This is a genomic window from Magnetospirillum sp. SS-4 (assembly GCF_902729425.1).
GTDB lineage: Bacteria > Pseudomonadota > Alphaproteobacteria > Rhodospirillales > Magnetospirillaceae > Phaeospirillum.
Genome location: NZ_CACVCH010000051.1, coordinates 44,031 through 59,588, shown reverse-complemented (window position 1 = coordinate 59,588; position 15,558 = coordinate 44,031). Strand labels below are relative to the sequence as shown.

16 protein-coding genes are annotated in these 15,558 nt (G+C 67.7%); 2 read left to right on the top strand and 14 right to left on the bottom strand.

What is annotated here, in order from left to right; genetic code table 11:
- Nucleotides 1–53 precede the first annotated feature (53 nt).
- The 8 genes from cysK to radA form a co-directional block, all read right to left on the bottom strand.
- Nucleotides 54–1,022 carry a cysteine synthase A gene (gene cysK, locus MTBSS4_RS08350; RefSeq protein ID WP_173982943.1) on the bottom strand — a complete coding sequence of 323 codons (969 nt, stop codon included), beginning with the start codon at nt 1,020–1,022 and terminating at the stop codon, nt 54–56.
- A 55-nt stretch (nt 1,023–1,077) separates the two neighbouring features.
- Nucleotides 1,078–1,533 (bottom strand): Rrf2 family transcriptional regulator, encoded by a 456-nt coding sequence (locus tag MTBSS4_RS08345; RefSeq protein WP_173982942.1) that lies wholly within the window; start codon nt 1,531–1,533, stop codon nt 1,078–1,080.
- A gap of 10 nt (nt 1,534–1,543) precedes the next feature.
- Entirely contained in the window at nt 1,544–2,008 is a 465-nt protein-coding gene (gene dut, locus MTBSS4_RS08340; protein ID WP_173982941.1) for a dUTP diphosphatase, read from the bottom strand.
- Complete coding sequence (gene coaBC / locus MTBSS4_RS08335) at nt 2,005–3,216, bottom strand: bifunctional phosphopantothenoylcysteine decarboxylase/phosphopantothenate--cysteine ligase CoaBC (protein ID WP_173982940.1); 1,212 nt, start codon at nt 3,214–3,216, stop codon at nt 2,005–2,007. The genes dut and coaBC overlap by 4 nt, the downstream gene beginning before the upstream one ends.
- A gap of 88 nt (nt 3,217–3,304) precedes the next feature.
- Complete coding sequence (locus MTBSS4_RS08330) at nt 3,305–4,021, bottom strand: SDR family NAD(P)-dependent oxidoreductase (protein ID WP_173982939.1); 717 nt, start codon at nt 4,019–4,021, stop codon at nt 3,305–3,307.
- Complete coding sequence (gene purF, locus MTBSS4_RS08325) at nt 4,021–5,481, bottom strand: amidophosphoribosyltransferase (RefSeq protein ID WP_173982938.1); 1,461 nt, start codon at nt 5,479–5,481, stop codon at nt 4,021–4,023. The genes MTBSS4_RS08330 and purF overlap by 1 nt, the downstream gene beginning before the upstream one ends.
- An 11-nt stretch (nt 5,482–5,492) precedes the next feature.
- Nucleotides 5,493–6,191, bottom strand: a complete 699-nt coding sequence (locus MTBSS4_RS08320; protein ID WP_173982937.1) for a CvpA family protein — start codon at nt 6,189–6,191, stop codon at nt 5,493–5,495.
- A gap of 36 nt (nt 6,192–6,227) precedes the next feature.
- Nucleotides 6,228–7,601 carry a DNA repair protein RadA gene (gene radA / locus MTBSS4_RS08315; RefSeq protein WP_173982936.1) on the bottom strand — a complete coding sequence of 458 codons (1,374 nt, stop codon included), beginning with the start codon at nt 7,599–7,601 and terminating at the stop codon, nt 6,228–6,230.
- Nucleotides 7,602–7,748: 147 nt separating this feature from the next.
- Between radA and MTBSS4_RS08310 the strand changes: the two genes are divergently transcribed.
- Nucleotides 7,749–9,146: a sigma-54 dependent transcriptional regulator gene (locus MTBSS4_RS08310; RefSeq protein WP_217425520.1), complete on the top strand. Its 1,398-nt coding sequence runs from the start codon at nt 7,749–7,751 to the stop codon at nt 9,144–9,146.
- Nucleotides 9,147–9,216: 70 nt separating this feature from the next.
- Here the strand turns inward: MTBSS4_RS08310 and rpsU are convergent, their stop codons facing one another.
- Entirely contained in the window at nt 9,217–9,420 is a 204-nt protein-coding gene (gene rpsU / locus MTBSS4_RS08305) for a 30S ribosomal protein S21 (protein WP_002726599.1), read from the bottom strand.
- 166 nt (nt 9,421–9,586) lie between these two features.
- Between rpsU and MTBSS4_RS08300 the strand changes: the two genes are divergently transcribed.
- The gene (locus MTBSS4_RS08300) at nt 9,587–10,240 is read left to right on the top strand and encodes a COQ9 family protein (protein WP_173982934.1); all 654 of its coding nucleotides are present in this window, start codon (nt 9,587–9,589) and stop codon (nt 10,238–10,240) included.
- A 23-nt stretch (nt 10,241–10,263) separates the two neighbouring features.
- Here the strand turns inward: MTBSS4_RS08300 and MTBSS4_RS08295 are convergent, their stop codons facing one another.
- From MTBSS4_RS08295 to MTBSS4_RS08275, 5 genes are all read right to left on the bottom strand, one after another.
- A complete protein-coding gene (locus MTBSS4_RS08295; RefSeq protein ID WP_173982933.1) occupies nt 10,264–10,674 on the bottom strand; it encodes a response regulator in 411 nt (136 codons plus the stop codon).
- Between the two features lie 148 nt (nt 10,675–10,822).
- On the bottom strand, nt 10,823–11,455 hold the full coding sequence (locus tag MTBSS4_RS08290) for an indolepyruvate oxidoreductase subunit beta (protein WP_173982932.1): 633 nt from the start codon (nt 11,453–11,455) through the stop codon (nt 10,823–10,825).
- The gene (locus tag MTBSS4_RS08285; RefSeq protein WP_173982931.1) at nt 11,455–13,326 is read right to left on the bottom strand and encodes a thiamine pyrophosphate-dependent enzyme; all 1,872 of its coding nucleotides are present in this window, start codon (nt 13,324–13,326) and stop codon (nt 11,455–11,457) included. Before MTBSS4_RS08285 ends, MTBSS4_RS08290 begins: the two co-directional genes overlap by 1 nt.
- Before the next feature lie 142 nt (nt 13,327–13,468).
- Nucleotides 13,469–14,383 (bottom strand): LysR substrate-binding domain-containing protein, encoded by a 915-nt coding sequence (locus MTBSS4_RS08280; protein ID WP_173982930.1) that lies wholly within the window; start codon nt 14,381–14,383, stop codon nt 13,469–13,471.
- Between the two features lie 139 nt (nt 14,384–14,522).
- A complete protein-coding gene (locus tag MTBSS4_RS08275; protein ID WP_173982929.1) occupies nt 14,523–15,503 on the bottom strand; it encodes a GNAT family N-acetyltransferase in 981 nt (326 codons plus the stop codon).
- Nucleotides 15,504–15,558 lie beyond the last annotated feature (55 nt).

The following is a 15,558-nucleotide window of genomic DNA, read 5'->3' as shown; positions in this document are numbered from 1 at the left end:
CCATGTTCCTCATCCTGAGGAGGCCCGTTGGGGCCGTCTCGAAGGATGGATGCCTACACCTGATCGAACAGGGCGGTGGACAGATAGCGCTCGGCGAAGCTGGGGATGATCGCCACGATCAGCTTGCCGGCGTTCTCGGGACGGGTGCCCAGTTCCAGCGCGGCGGCGATGGCGGCGCCCGACGAGATGCCGACCGGAATGCCCTCCAGCCTGGCGGCCTTGCGCGCCGTGATCAGGGCGGTCTCGTTGCCGATTTGAAGAATCTCGTCGATGACGCCCTTGTCCAGGATGTCGGGGATGAAACCGGCGCCGATGCCCTGGATCTTGTGGGGGCCGGGGGCGCCGCCGGACAGGACCGGGCTGTCCTCGGGCTCCACCGCCACCATGCGCAGGCCGGGCCTGCGGGCCTTCAGCACATGGCCGATGCCGGAGATGGTGCCGCCGGTGCCGACGCCCGACACGATGATGTCCACCTTGCCGTCGGTGTCGTTCCAGATTTCCTCGGCGGTGGTGCGTTCGTGGATGGCGGGGTTGGCGGCGTTCTTGAACTGCTGCGGCATGACGGCGCCCGGCGTCGCCGCCACCAGTTCCTCGGCCTGGCGCACCGCGCCGGTCATGCCCTTCGACGCCGGGGTCAGCACGATCTCGGCGCCCAGCAATTGCAGCATCTTGCGCCGTTCCAGCGACATGCTTTCCGGCATGCACAAGACCAGCTTGTAGCCCTTGGCGGCGGCGACGAAGGCCAGCGCGATGCCGGTATTGCCCGAGGTCGGCTCGATGATGGTGCCGCCGGGCTTCAACTGGCCGGCCGCCTCGGCCGCCTCGATCATGGCGAAACCGATGCGGTCCTTGACCGAGGCCAGGGGATTGAAGAATTCCAGCTTGCCGACGATCTCGGCCTTGGCGCCGGCCTCGGCGGCCAGGCGTCCGAACCGCACCAGCGGCGTGGCGCCGATGGTGTCGATGATGCTGTCGTAGATCCTGCCGCGGAAGGCGGGCTTGGACTCGCTTGCTGCGGTCATTCCGGAAACTCCATGTGTTTTGTGTAGTTCATTTCATAATTACACAATATCAGGGCTAGATGATGAAATCCAGCTTCTGATGGGCTTCGCTGGGGATGCCGCCCTTGTAGGCGCGCATGCACAGATCGTCGACGGTGATGGCGTCCAGGCGGGACATGATCTCTTCCGACAGGTCGCCCCACATGGGGCGGATGACCTGCTTGCCCAGTTCCGAGGCCGGCATGTCCTGATAGGGGTCCTCGGCGGTTTCCAGGGCGCGCACCACGCGGACGATCTCGCCCACCGAGATGCGGCGGCGCTCGCGCGCCAGGCGATAGCCGCCACGGGGGCCGCGCACGCCGGTCAGCACGCCGGCCCGGACCAGCTGTTGCAGGGTCTGTTCCAGGTAGCGGCGGGGAATGCCCTGGCGCCGGGTGATCTCGCGGCTTTGAACCGGCTCGCCGCCGGCGTGGTAGGCGATGTCGAGCACCGCCTCGATGGCGAACAGCATCTTCTTGGAAGGCCGCAGCATGGTCAGATTCCTACCCCCTTTTCCCCGTGCCGGTGGACCCGAAGCCGCCGGCTCCCCGCCCGGTGTCGTCCAGGCTGTCTTGTTCGTTCCAGGTGACGCGGGCGACCGGAGCCACCACCATCTGGGCGATGCGCATGCCGCGCCGAACGGCGAAGGCGACGTCGCCGTGATTGATCAGGATGACGCCGATCTCGCCGCGATAATCGGCGTCGATGGTGCCGGGCGCGTTCAGCACGGTGATTCCGTGCTTGGCGGCGAGGCCCGAGCGGGGGCGGACCTGCGCCTCGAAGCCCTCGGGCAGGGCGATGGCGAATCCGGTGGGAATCAGGGCGCGCCCGCCTGGGGCCAGCTCCATGTCGGCGGGAACGCAGGCCATCAGGTCCATGCCGGCGGCGTGGGCGGTCTCGTAGGCCGGAAGCGGCAAATCGGCGGCGTGGTCCAGGCGCTTCAGCGCCACGCTTACGGGCTTGGTCATGGGGTACCTTCCAGGGCGGCGGCGATGCGGGCGGCCAGCCGGGCGGCCACTTCATCCTTGCCGAGGCGCGGCCAGGATTCAGCCGCCGAGGCATCGATGACGTGGACGGCATTGGAATCGCCGCCGAAGGTACCGCTGCCGGCCGAGACGTCGTTGGCGACGATCCAGTCGCAGCCCTTGCGGGCCAGCTTGTCCCGGGCGTGCTCCATCAGCTTTTCGGTCTCGGCGGCGAATCCCACCACCAGACGCGGACGGCGCGGTCCCGGCTTCGACAGGGTCGCCAGGATATCGGGATTGGGGGTGAGCTCGATCACCGGCGGCGGCGCGCCCGGACTCTTCTTGCGTTTCTCGCCGGAGCGGTTGGCCACGGTCCAGTCGGCCACGGCGGCGGCGCAGACCGCGATGTCGGCGGGCAGGGCCGCCTCGACCGCCCGCAGCATGTCGGCGGCGCTTTCCACCCGCACCGTCGTGAGACCGGCGGGATCGGGCAGCGTCACCGGGCCGCTGACCAGGGTGACCTCGGCACCCAGGGCGGCCAGGGCACTGGCGATGGCGTGGCCCTGCTTGCCTGACGAGCGGTTGGCGATATAGCGCACCGGATCGATGGGCTCGTGCGTCGGGCCGCTGGTGACGATGGCGCGCCTGCCGGCCAGCGGACCGGCGCCGCCACCCAGGTGGGCCTCGATGGCGGCCAGAATCTCGGCCGGCTCGGCCATGCGGCCGCCGCCGACCTCACCGCAGGCCAGATCGCCGGAATTGGGGCCGATGCGGCTGATGCCGCGCCCCTCCAGAACCGCCATGTTGGCGCGGGTGGCGGCGTGGTCCCACATCATGGTGTTCATGGCGGGCGCCACCAACACCGGCTTGTCGGTGGCCAGCAAGGCGGTGGAGGCGAGATCGTCGGCGATGCCGGCCGCCATCTTGGCCAGCAGATTGGCGGTCGCCGGGGCCACCACCACCAGATCGGCCTCGCGCGACAGGCGGATATGGCCCATCTCGGCCTCGTCGGTCAGCGAGAAGGTCTCCTGATAGACCTTGTCCCCCGACAGGGCGGCCACCGCCAGCGGCGTGACGAAATTGGCCCCGCCCCGGGTGAGGATGCAGCGGACGGCGCAGCCCTTGTCCTTCAGGCGGCGAATCAACTCCAGGGATTTATACGCGGCGATGCCGCCGGAGATGATGAGAAGGACCCGCCGGCCATCCAGCACTGTAATGCCTCCGAAAAAATACGAGAGGATTGTGTGGTTAGGGTAGCGGGCATCGCTCGGCGGCGCAAGGGCGGAGTTATTGTGGAAATCAGCTGAACGGGACGATCTCGCCGTGGCGGGAGCAGCCGGGCAGGCACAGCGGCAGGAAGGCCTCGGCCACCTGATCCGGCTGGGTCAGCTTGCCCTGGTCCTCGCCGGGAAAGGCGATGGCGCGCATGCGGGTCGCCACCGGGCCGGGGTCCAGCAGGTTGATGCGCAGCGCGGTGATATTGGCGACTTCGGCTGCCCAGGTCCTCACCATCGATTCCAGGGCGGCCTTGCTGGCGGCGTACGGCCCCCAATAGGGATGGACCCCCCGGGCGGCCCCCGAGGTGGTGAAGACGGCGCGGCCGGCTTCGGCCATGCGCAGCAGCGGATCGCAGGCGCGGATCAGCCGCCAGTTGGCGGTGAGGTTGACGGCGAAAGCCTCGTCCCAGTCGTCGGGGGCGTGATGGGCCACCGGCGACAGGCCGCCGCCGATGGCGCCGGCATTGCCGATCAGGATGTCGAGGCGGCCCCAGCGTTGAAAGATGGCGGCGGCGACCTGCTCGATCAGGCCGGGCTTGCGCAGGTCGTCGGGGACCAGAACCAGTTGCCTGCCGCCGGCCGCCCGGACCTCGTCGTCCAGTTCCTCCAGCGCGCCCTGGGTGCGGGCGATGGCGACGATCTCGGCGCCCTCCGCCGCCAGACGGCGGAGCACGGCGGCGCCAATCCCGCGCGAGGCGCCGGTGACCAGCGCCACGCGGCCGTCCAGCAGGCCAGCCATCAGGAATTGTCCTCGGTCAGCAGGGAAAACTGCTTCGGGTCGCCGCCGCCGGCCAGGTAATCGGTGGGAACCACCGGATAGTCGCCGGTGAAGCAGGCGTCGCAGAACTGCGGCTGTCCGGCGTTGCGGCCCGGTTCGCCCACGGCGCGGTACAGGCCGTCGATGGAGATGAAGGCCAGCGAGTCCACTCCGATCAGCTTGGCCATGCCGTCCACGTCGTAGCGCGCCGCCAGCAGCTTGTCGCGTTCGGGGGTGTCGATGCCGAAATAGCAGGAATGGGTGGTGGGCGGGCTGGATATGCGCATGTGCACCTCGGTGGCGCCGGCCTGGCGCACCATCTCGACGATCTTGCGCGACGTGGTGCCGCGCACGATGGAATCGTCGACCAGGATCACCCGCTTGCCGGCCAGCATGGCGCGGTTGGCGTTGTGCTTCATCTTGACGCCGGTGTGCCGCACGCTGTCGGTGGGCTGGATGAAGGTGCGGCCCACATAGTGGTTGCGGATGATGCCCAGTTCGAACGGAATCTTGGCGGTGGCGGCAAAGCCGATGGCGGCGGGAACCCCGGAATCGGGCACCGGCACCACCACGTCGGCGCTGACCCGGCTTTCGCGGGCCAGTTCGGCGCCGATGCGCTTCCTGGCTTCGTAGACGCTGGTGCCTTCCACCACGGAATCGGGACGGGCGAAATAGATGTACTCGAAGATGCAGAACCGGCTGGCCGTCTTGACGAACGGCTTCAGCGAGCGGATGCCCTCGGCCGACAGGATGACGATCTCGCCCGGCTCGACGTCGCGGACGAATTCGGCGCCGATGATGTCGAGCGCGCAGGATTCCGAGGCCAGTATCCAGCCGCGATCCAGCTTGCCCAGGCACAGCGGCCGGATGCCCAATGGGTCGCGCACCCCGATCACCGAGTTGGGGGTGGCGGCGACCAGGGAATAGGCGCCCTCGATCTGGCGCAGGGCGTCGATCAGGCGGTCCTCGACGGTGGCGTAGAGGCTGATGGCGATCAGGTGGATGATCACCTCGGTGTCGGTGGTGGACTGGAACAGGCAGCCACGCCGCACCAGCTGGCGGCGCAACGCCATGGCGTTGGTCAGATTGCCGTTGTGGCCCAGCGCCAGGCCGCCGAACTCCATCTCGGCGAACAGCGGCTGGACGTTGCGCAGCAGGGTTTCGCCGGTGGTGGAATAGCGGACATGGCCGACCGCCATGCTTCCCTTCAGCTTGCGGATGACCGATTCGCTGCCGAAATTATCCTCCACGTGGCCGAGGCCGCGGTGGTTGTGGAACTGGACCCCGTCGAAGGCGACGATGCCGGCCGCCTCCTGGCCGCGATGCTGAAGGGCGTGCAGGCCGAGCGCCACATGCGCCGCCGCCTCGGGGTGGCCGAAGATGCCGAAGACGCCGCATTCCTCGCGCAGGTGGTCGTCGTCGAACGGGTTGGTGGTCAGCATTGAGGCATGTCCTACTGATTGCTGCGGATCAGCCGTTCCATCTGGGAGCGGCTTTCTGAATCATAGCCGGCCTTGCCGCCGGGCGGGGGGGCGGCCTTGTCGGCGGGCTGCAAGGGCTGGGCCGGTTGCGGCGCGACGAATTTCTGGAAGGTCTTTTCCGCTTCCAACAGCTGACGGGTCTCGGCCGAGGCCTCGCGGGCGGCCGCCTCGGCCTTGCCGAAGCCGGCGGGAGCGAGGCCTTGCAGCAGGCCGGCGCCGCGTTCCAGCCACGGGCGGGTCCGCGATTCGGCCAGCCAGGACGGCTGCTGTTCCGGAGTGTCGAACAGCCAGGCCGCCGACAGATAGGCCAGCGACATCAGGACGGCGCCGCGTGCCAGGCCGAAGACGAAGCCCAGCGAGGAATCGACGCTGTTGAGCGCGCTGCGCCGGACGCTGTCCGACACCCGCTTGGTCAGCATCGACAGCACCAGCAGGGTCACCAGGAACAAGGTGGCGCCGGCGGCGGCGTCGGCGGCCCAGGCGGCGCCGATATGCTCGCGGAAGAGGGGCTGGGCATGGGAAAAGCCGTAAAGGGTGGCGAAGACGGCGCCGACCCACGAGGTGATGGACAGCACCTCGTGGACGAAGCCGCGCAGGAAGGCGAATCCCGCCGAGCCGAGCAGCACCACGGCCACGACGACGTCCACGGCGGTGATGTTCAGGTTCCCCATGCCCTCGTCCGTTTGTCCTTGATCGGCCCGACGATGTCACTCTTGCCGGAACAGGCCCAGCAAATCCTGCAAATGGCCGATGGAGCGGACCGACAGCGATCCCACGCCCCCTCCGGCTCCCTTGTCCTTGCGCGGGCGCGACGGCACCAGCGCCTGGGCGAAACCCAGCTTGGCGGCTTCCTTCAGGCGGGTGTCGGCCTGGGCCACCGCCCGTACCTCGCCCGACAGGCCGATCTCGCCGAACACCACCATGTCGGCGGGGACCGGCACGTCCGAGGCGGACGAGACCAAGGCGGCCGCGACCGCGAGATCGGCGGCGGGCTCGTTGATCCGCAAGCCGCCGGCGACGTTCAAATAAACGTCATTTCCGGACAAAGCAAGCCCACAGCGGGCGTCGAGGACCGCCATCACCATGGACAGGCGGTTGGCGTCCCAGCCGACCACGGCGCGGCGTGGGCTGGACAGGGTGCTGGGAGCCACCAGGGCCTGGATTTCCACCAGCATCGGCCGGGTTCCCTCCATGCCGGCGAACACGCACGAGCCGGTGACGTTGCCGCGGCGTTCGGCCAGGAACAGCGCCGACGGATTGGCGACCTCGGTCAGGCCGCGCTCGGTCATCTCGAACACCCCGATCTCGTCGGTGGCGCCGAACCGGTTCTTGGTGGCGCGCAGGATGCGGAACTGGTGGCCGCGATCTCCCTCGAAATACAGCACGGTGTCCACCATGTGCTCCAGCACGCGGGGGCCGGCGATCTGGCCGTCCTTGGTGACGTGCCCGACCAGGAACAGCACGAAGCCGCGCCGCTTGGCCAGGCGGATCAGCTCGGCCGAGCAGGCGCGCACCTGGCTGACGGTGCCCGGCGCCGATTCGATGTTGTCGGCATAGACGGTCTGAATGGAATCGATCACCACCGCCTGGGGGGGCTCCGGCCCGTCCAGCGAGGCGAGAATGTCGCGCAGGCTGGTGGCCGAGGCCAGCGCCACCTTGGCCTTGGCGTGACCCAGCCGGGCGGCGCGCATGCGCACCTGGTCCACCGCCTCCTCGCCCGAGATGTAGGCGACCCGGGCAATGGCCGACAGTCCGGCGGTGGCCTGAAGCAGCAGGGTCGACTTGCCGATGCCGGGATCGCCGCCCACCAGCAGGCATGACCCCGGCACCAGACCGCCGCCGCACACCCGGTCCAGTTCGCCGATGCCGGTGGACATGCGGGGCAGGGGGGGCGAGTTTCCCTCCAGCGCCACGAATTCGATCCTGCGCCCCTTGGCGGCCGACAATCCCTTGGGAATTTCCTCGCGCGCCGCTTCCTCGACGATGGAGTTCCAGGCGCCGCAGGCTTCGCACTTGCCGGCCCATTTGTGGGTGACGGCGCCGCATTCCTGACAGACGAACTGGGAGGATGACCTGGCCAAGGCGGGGATGCGATCCGATGATGAGGTTGGCACCCTATCACAGGAACATTGGGGCAACCAGAGCCAATTCATGGGAGCGTCCACGTCGAGTCCCTGGTCGGGCCGTGCCGATTGGGGCATGATCACCCGGTGAGCCAGGGAGGAATGATGGTGTCCCGGTCAAGACTTCTGATCGTTGAGGACAGTCCATCGCTGTCCTACACCTACGCCGAGTACATGCGGTCGAGCGAATGGGACCTGTCCGTGGTCGGGACCGGACAGGCGGCCCTGGACGTCGTCACCGGCGATCCGCCCGACGTGGTGCTGCTGGATCTCGGCCTGCCCGACATGAACGGCATGGACATCCTGCGGCGCATCGCCGGGGATGCCATTCCGTCCACCGTGATCGTGATCACCGCCCAAGGCTCGATCCAGGTGGCGATCGAGGCCATGCGCCTGGGGGCCTACGACTTCCTGGTCAAGCCGTTCACCCGCGACCGCCTGCTGATTACGGTCCGCAATGCGCTGGAGCGGGGCCGGCTGGAACGGATCGTCACCACCTACCGCGAACAGATCGACCGCAAATGCTGTCACGGCATCATCGGTTCGTCGCTGGCCATGCAGGCGGTCTATCGCATTGTCGAGGCCGCCGCCTCCAGCCGGGCCTCGGTCTTCATCACCGGCGAATCGGGCACCGGCAAGGAATTGTGCGCCGAGGCGATTCATCGCCAGGGGCCGCGCGCCAAGCGGCCGTTCATCGCCCTCAATTGCGCCGCCATCCCCAGGGATCTGATCGAGAGCGAAATCTTCGGTCATGTGAAGGGGGCCTTCACCGGCGCCACTTCGGACCGCGACGGCGCCGCCGCCCAGGCCCGCGGCGGCACCTTGTTCCTGGACGAGATCTGCGAGATGGACATCAATCTCCAGAGCAAGCTGCTGCGCTTCATTCAGACCGGGATGTTCCAGAAGGTCGGCGGCAACCGGCCGGAGGAGGCCGACGTCCGCTTCGTCTGCGCCACCAACCGCGATCCGCTGGACGACGTGCGTTCTGGCCGGTTCCGCGAGGATCTGTACTACCGGCTTCACGTCATTCCGATCCACATGCCGCCGTTGCGCGACCGGGAGGGGGATGTGCTCGATCTGGCCGAGATATTTCTCCAGCGCTTCGCCAAGGAGGAAGGACGGGGCTTCGCCAGCCTGTCGCCAGCGGTCCGCGAGACGCTGCTGGCCTATGGCTGGCCGGGCAACGTCCGTCAGCTGGAGAACGTCATCCGCAGCGTCGTGGTGCTGCACGACGGCGTCACGGTCACTCCCAATATGTTGCCGCCGCTGCTGGACCGGGCGCCGCCCCGGCCGCGCTGCGCCGCCCTGGCCCCGCCGTCGCCGCCCGATCCGCCGCCGCCGGTGGCCGATGTGCTGCGTCCTCTATGGGTTCAGGAAAAGGAGATCATCGAGGCCGCCATCGGCCAATGCGACGGCAACATTCCCCGCGCGGCCGCCCATCTGGGCGTCAGTCCCTCCACCCTCTATCGCAAGAGGCAGGGGTGGGAGAACGGGGGAGTATAGGCGGAAACGCCAAAAAGCGCCACGACCCGTGTCGTGACGCTCTGGCGTAAGACGTGCGAGGCGGGTGAGGCTAGAAGCCTTCACGCTCCAGGCGCTTGCGCTCCAGCTTGCGGGCGCGGCGAACGGCCTCGGCCTTCTCACGGGCGCGGCGCTCGGACGGCTTCTCGTAATTACGACGAAGCTTCATCTCGCGGAAAACCCCCTCACGCTGCATCTTCTTCTTGAGCGCCTTCAGGGCCTGATCGACATTGTTGTCACGAACGAGAACTTGCACGTTGCGCCACCGCTCCTCTACGCTGAAAAAGTCCCCTTCGCACGGCATTCCTACCGTCCGGGAAGCAGGGTGATAGCACAGGGCGGGGCGCTTGTGAAGGGGCTAGGCTGCAATAGCCGACAAGATGTAGAAGATTATTCAGGAAACCAAGGCAGGGGATGCGGGAATGGATGCCGAAGGACTGAAGGACGCCCTGGTGACGGCGATGCTGCCCCATGCGGCTTTCGACGGCTGGAGCCGGTCGGCGCTGGCGGCGGCGGCCCGTGACCTCGATCTTGACGCCACCTTGCCGGATCGCCTGTTTCCCGGCGGTGCCGTCGAGGCGGTGGCGCACTTGGTCGCCCTGGCCGACCGCGCCATGGTTTCCGACCTTGAGGCCGCCGGCCCGGATGGTCCCCGGGGGCTGGGCGAGAGGGTGTTCCTGGCCGTTCGCCTGCGGCTGGAACGCTGGAGCGACCACCGCGAGGCGATCCGCCGCGCCGCGTCGTTGCTGGCGCTGCCGGGCAACCTTCCCCTGGCGGCGCGTCTGACCTGGGGGACCACCGATGCCATCTGGCTGGCGGTGGGCGACCAGTCGCATGATTTTTCGTGGTACACCAAGCGCGTCACCCTCGGCGCCGTCTATTCGTCGACCCTGCTGTACTGGCTGGACGACGCCTCGGAGGATTCCGCCGAGAGTTGGGCTTTCCTGCGGCGGCGGCTCAACGACGTGCGCAACCTGCCCAAACTGCGCGAGCGCCTGGAAGGGGCGATCCGGTGCGACAATCCCCTGGGCTTCCTGGCAACCCGTCTCAAGCGGCCGGAGCGGCGCTGGGGGTGAAGGGCCGGGGCCGCGAGCGCTCCTCAGCCGGCCGTCTTGCGGGCCTCGGCCATGACCAGGGTGATCTTGTCCTTTAGGGCGGGCGGCAGCACCGGCTTGGCCAGGAAGGCGTTGACCTCCAGTTCCTTGGCTTTGCCGATGGTGGCCGCGTCGGTATGGGCGGTCAGCATGATGACGGGCATGGCCCGGCCGTGGGGCTGGCCGCGCAGGGCCTCGACGAACCCGAAGCCGTCCACCGGGCGCATCTGCACGTCGCAGACCACCACGTCGGGCCGTTCCCGTTCGGCCATGTCCAGACCGGAGGTCCCGTCATGGGCTTCCACCACGGAACCGATTCCGATCTGAAGCAACATCTTCTTGACGATGGTCCGGACGAATTCCTGATCATCGATGATCAGGATCTTCAGCGCGCCGAGATCGATCGAAGGTTGCATCAGGCGGACTCCCAGGATGACGGCCTTTCCCCAGACCATCGACCCTAGCAGAATGCGGCGGAAAGCCAAAGGGAGGAACGGAGGACGGCGTTGTCGCGGCAAGGTTTTCCCCTCGGAAAGCGTGCGCCTTCCAAGGGGGAAGCCCTTGTTACGAATTGACGGCGGCGGATTGCTCCTCGGCCGCCCGCGCGCGGGCGGCGGCACGGCCGGCCTCGAACGCCTTCTGGTTGACCTCGACCATGGCCGGCTTGCGCTGGCGGAAGCGGCCGACGATCTGCTCTTCCAACTCGGTGGCGGGGAAGGGCAGGTAATCGGCGATCGCCCCCAGCATGATGGTGTTGATCAGCTTCAGGTCGCCCAACTGCCGGGCGATGGCGCCGGCATCGAAGTCGTAGACGGTGACGCCGGCGGCCCGCATCTGCGCCACCGGATCGTCGGGGTACTTGAACAGGCCCATGGAGACGATGGGCGGCACCAGCCGGATGGTGTTGACCATGGCGATGCCGCCGGGACGCAGCATGTCGGCCCAGCGCGAGCCTTCCGCCACCTCGAACGCCACCAGGATATCGGCGGTGCCCGGGGTGATCACCGGCGACCACACCCGCTTGCCGAAGCGGACATGGCTGGTGACGACGCCGCCCCGCTGGGCCATGCCGGCCACCTCGGACTTCTTGCAGTCGAATCCCTTGGTGATGGCGGTCTGGGCCAGAATCTCGGCGGCGGTCATGACGCCCTGGCCGCCGGTGCCGCAGACCAGGATGTTGGTGATGATGTCGCTCATCAGAGTTGCTCCCCGGGGATGACGGCGGCGGCGCGCGGAGCCTGGACGATGGCGTTGGGGCCGCACGATTCCACGCACATGTGGCAGCCGGTGCACATGGCGGTGTCGATGGTGGTGAATTTCAGCTCGTTGACCTTGCCGTCGGCGCGGACCTTGGATTCCGAGCGCTTGACGGTGATGGCCGGACAGCCGACGTTGATGCAGTTGCCGCAGCCGGTGCAGTCGTCGTCGACCACCTTGTACGGGGTGATCTTGACATAGAACTCGGACAGCACGCAGGGCTGGTCGGTGATGATCACCGACACCTCGGGAATCTCGATCTCCTGCTTGATGGTCTTGAACACCAGCGGCAGCTTGTAGGGATCGATCTTGTGGATGCGTTCCGGCTTGACGCCCAGGGCTTCGACCAGCCGGACAAAATCGACGCGGGGAGTGTCGTCGCCCTTCAGCCCCTTGCCGGTGCCGGCGTGGTTCTGGCCGCCGGTCATGCCGGTGGTGCGGTTGTCCAGCAGCATGACGGTGACGTTGCCGCGGTTGTAGACGATATCCAGCAGGCCCTGCATGCCCATGTGCAGGAAGGTGGAATCGCCGATCACGGCGATGACGGCCTTGTCCTTGGTCTCTTCCGAGCGGGCCTTGTCCATGCCGAGGGCGATGCCCATGGACGCGCCCATGGAGATGGTGGTGTCGAGCGCGTTCCACGGATGGCCAGCACCCAGGGTATAGCAGCCGATGTCGCCGGAAATCTGCACCTTCTTGCGCAGGCGGGCCAGCGAGTAATAGACCCCCATGTGGGGGCAGGCGGCGCACATGGTCGGCGGCCGGGGGAACGGATCGAACTTCGGGTAGGTGGTGCTGGGCGGAATGGGATCGCCCAGGAAGCCGTTGATGGCCGGAATCAGGACGTTGGGGGTCAGCTCGCCCAGGCGGGGCAGCAGATCCTTGCCATGCAGGTTCCGGATGCCGGCGGCACGGATTTCCTGTTCCATCAGCGGCTCGGTCTCCTCGACCACCACCACCTGGTCCACCTGGTCGGCCAGCTTTTCCACCAGGGCCATGGGCACCGGATAGGTGAAGCCCAGCTTGAGGACCGGTGCGTCGGGGAAGCATTCCCGCAGATGCATGTAGGAGGGACCGGAGGTGACGAAGCCGACGCGCCGGTCGGAGCCGGTCTCCAGGATGTTGAACGGCGAGGCCTCGGCCAGGGCCTGAAGCTTGCCCTCGCGGGCGATCTGCTCGGGCAGGCGGCCCTTGGCGTTGGCCGGGGTCATCACCCAGCGCCGGGCGTCGGGCTTGAAGCCGGCGATGGCGACCGGCTGGCGCTCGCCCACCTGCACCACCGCCTTGACGTGGCAGACGCGGGTGGTGAGGCGCAAGATGACGGGGGTGTTGTAGGCCTCGGACAGCTCGAAGGCGAATTTCGCCATCTCGTAGGCTTCCTGGGAATCGGCCGGCTCCAGGACCGGCACATGGCCGAAGCGGCCCCAGTAGCGGGAATCCTGCTCGTTCTGCGACGAGGACAGCCCGACGTCGTCGGCCACCGCGATCACCAGGCCGCCGATCACGCCGGCGACGGTGACGGTCATGAAGGCGTCGGAGGCGACGTTCAGGCCCACATGCTTCATGGCGCAGAACGAACGGGCGCCGGACATGGAGCCGCCGATGGCAACCTCCAGCGCCACCTTCTCGTTGACCGACCACTCGGCGTACAGATCCGGGTAGAGGGAGAGGCTTTCCAGAATTTCGGTGGACGGCGTGCCGGGATAGGCGGCGGCGACCTTGGCGCCGGCCTCCCAGACGCCACGGGCGATGGCGTCGTTGCCTGACAAAAGAAGACGGGATTGCGGCTTCGCCTGGACGGCAGCGGACATGGAAAGCTCCTTAACCTCTCATCCTTGGAAACGTTTCCGCCGGTGCGCGGGATGGCTCTTCGACCCCGGCGGAAGGGCTAGAAGCTATCATCCTCCCCCCTGCGAGCGGAAGCGGAATGCGCAGGCGAAATCCATCATCGCGTCAGGCCCAGCGGCCATCCTGGGTCAGGCGGTCGAGGTGATCGAGAGCGATGGCGTGGACGGTGCGCGCCGCGATGGACAACGGCCGGTCCGAGGCATGGGCCAGCGAGATGGTCCGCTCGATCTCGGGATTGACGATGGGAACGCAGGCCAGCTTGTGCGCCTCGGGACCAAAGCCGGCATAGCGCTCGGACAACACGGTATAGCCGGCTCCCGCCGCCACCAGCGCCTTGATCTGCTCCAGCGCGTCGATCTCCATCACCACGTCGAGGCCGGCGCGTTCGGCCAGGGCGGCGCGCTCGACCTCGGCGCGGACGCCGTGGGGCAGGCCGGGCAGGATCAGGGGCAGGTTCAGGACCTCGGCCAGATCGATGCTGTCCCGTCCGGCGGCGATGGCGGACTCCCTGGCCGCCACCAGCCCCAGCCTTTCGCGGGCGACCAGGCGGGCGGCGAGGCCCGGCGGCGGTTCGGCGCCGAACACCAGCGCCATGTCCACCTGGCCGGACAGCACCCATTCAAGCATGTGGCCGGACAGCCCTTCGACCACGCGGAGATGGATGGCGGGAAAGCGGCGGCGGACCTCCAGCGCCAGCGGCACGGTCAGCACCGGCCCCAGCGAGGTCGGAATGCCGATGATGGCGGGGCCGCTGGGGGCGGCCTCCAACCCCCGGATCTCGTCACGCAGACCGGCGACCTGCTCCACCAGCGAGGCGGCGCGCAACGCCAGGCGCTGGCCGCTTTCGGTCGGCACCACGCCGCGGGCGGTGCGGTGGACCAGCGGGCAGCCGAATTCCTCCTCCAGCTTGCGCAGATGCAGGCTCAGCGCCGGCTGGGCGACGCGCAGAACCTCGGCCGCCTTGGTCAGCGACCCCTGTTCGACGATGCCGAGGAAATAGCGGAGTTGGCGCAGGTCCATGGTGAGCTATAGCGGGGATGTATGAATGATCTTGTCAATATATAAAAGAGTTGGGGCCGGAGATATCGCTATCTCCGGCCCCGATCCGCGGATCGTCGAAGAAGAGGGGGGGGGGGACGACGACCCGCCGAGGGTGCTCCTAGTCCAGGCGACGCCAGAAGCTGAGGCGCTGGGACGGGGTGAAGCCGCAGCGGGCCAGGAACTGGAGCAGTTCGAAGCTGTTCCAGGCGACCTGGGTCTGCACCTTTTCCACACCCAGCGACGACAGATTGGTCAGAAGCTGGCTCATCAGGGCCCGGCCGACATTCTGGCCGGCATTGGCGGGGTCGACGCCAATGGTGTCCAGGATGGCGGTGGCATGGGCGCGACCGAACTCGCCGTATTCGGTCCGGGCCATGACGAAGCCGGCGAACAGGCCGTCAACCTCGGCCACCAGCGAGACGCGAACGCCGGTTTCCTTGGTGACTTCGCTGATCTTGCGCTTGTAGTACCCGGAACGGTCGCGGCGCATCACCTTGCGGTCGATGGAGACGATGAAGGGGAAGTCGGCTTCGGTCAGCGAACGCACGGGCACCCGGTCACGCGACAGGGCCGCGAAATCGTCGCCCGACGGATCGGACAGGTCGACCTCGTCGCTGTCCCTGACCTGCTGGGCCAGGGGGGCGTCGAAATCGGAGGTGTTGCCGGTGGCGCGCTCCAGCACCAGACGCGGCGCCAGTTCAAAGCCCGCCGACTGGAAGAAGCGGGTGATGGGGTGTTCGGTCCAGTCGGCCTGAGTGACGATTTCCTTGATGCCGCGCTTGCGCAGGGCGTCCTCGACGGCGGCCATCAGCTTGCGGCCGAGGCCGTTGCCGCGCAGGTCGGGGTCGACTCCGATGGTTTCCATCACGCCGACGGGGCCGGCGCCGCCGAACTCGCCGTCCAGGACGTGGGCGAAGGCATAGCCCTGAAGGGTCTGGCCGTCGAAGGCGGCGATGGTGATGAAGCTGGCGGGCTCGGCGTTGGCGGCGGCCATCCGCTTCTCGTGGTAATTGCGGCGCGCGGACCCGGTGAGGCGGCGATCGAAGTCGATCACCCGTTCGATGTCGGCGCTAGTGATGTCGCGGATAGTGGTGCTCATGGAACTCGCGAACCTCCCGGGCTCTTGGGTCCGAATCCCTGGGATTTCGCGGTGC

Excerpts from the sequence above, each read along its gene's own strand:
- MTBSS4_RS08345 (WP_173982942.1), bottom strand. The coding sequence starts at position 1,533 with ATGCTGCGGCCTTCCAAGAAGATGCTGTTCGCCATCGAGGCGGTGCTC.
- MTBSS4_RS08290 (WP_173982932.1), bottom strand. The coding sequence starts at position 11,455 with ATGAGCGACATCATCACCAACATCCTGGTCTGCGGCACCGGCGGCCAG.
- cysK (WP_173982943.1), bottom strand. The coding sequence starts at position 1,022 with ATGACCGCAGCAAGCGAGTCCAAGCCCGCCTTCCGCGGCAGGATCTAC.
- purF (WP_173982938.1), bottom strand. The coding sequence starts at position 5,481 with ATGCTGACCACCAACCCGTTCGACGACGACCACCTGCGCGAGGAATGC.
- MTBSS4_RS08295 (WP_173982933.1), bottom strand. The coding sequence starts at position 10,674 with ATGCAACCTTCGATCGATCTCGGCGCGCTGAAGATCCTGATCATCGAT.
- MTBSS4_RS08320 (WP_173982937.1), bottom strand. The coding sequence starts at position 6,191 with ATGGGGAACCTGAACATCACCGCCGTGGACGTCGTCGTGGCCGTGGTG.
- MTBSS4_RS08285 (WP_173982931.1), bottom strand. The coding sequence starts at position 13,326 with ATGTCCGCTGCCGTCCAGGCGAAGCCGCAATCCCGTCTTCTTTTGTCA.
- MTBSS4_RS08310 (WP_217425520.1), top strand. The coding sequence starts at position 7,749 with ATGGTGTCCCGGTCAAGACTTCTGATCGTTGAGGACAGTCCATCGCTG.
- MTBSS4_RS08280 (WP_173982930.1), bottom strand. The coding sequence starts at position 14,383 with ATGGACCTGCGCCAACTCCGCTATTTCCTCGGCATCGTCGAACAGGGG.
- MTBSS4_RS08300 (WP_173982934.1), top strand. The coding sequence starts at position 9,587 with ATGGATGCCGAAGGACTGAAGGACGCCCTGGTGACGGCGATGCTGCCC.
- dut (WP_173982941.1), bottom strand. The coding sequence starts at position 2,008 with ATGACCAAGCCCGTAAGCGTGGCGCTGAAGCGCCTGGACCACGCCGCC.
- MTBSS4_RS08275 (WP_173982929.1), bottom strand. The coding sequence starts at position 15,503 with ATGAGCACCACTATCCGCGACATCACTAGCGCCGACATCGAACGGGTG.
- MTBSS4_RS08330 (WP_173982939.1), bottom strand. The coding sequence starts at position 4,021 with ATGGCTGGCCTGCTGGACGGCCGCGTGGCGCTGGTCACCGGCGCCTCG.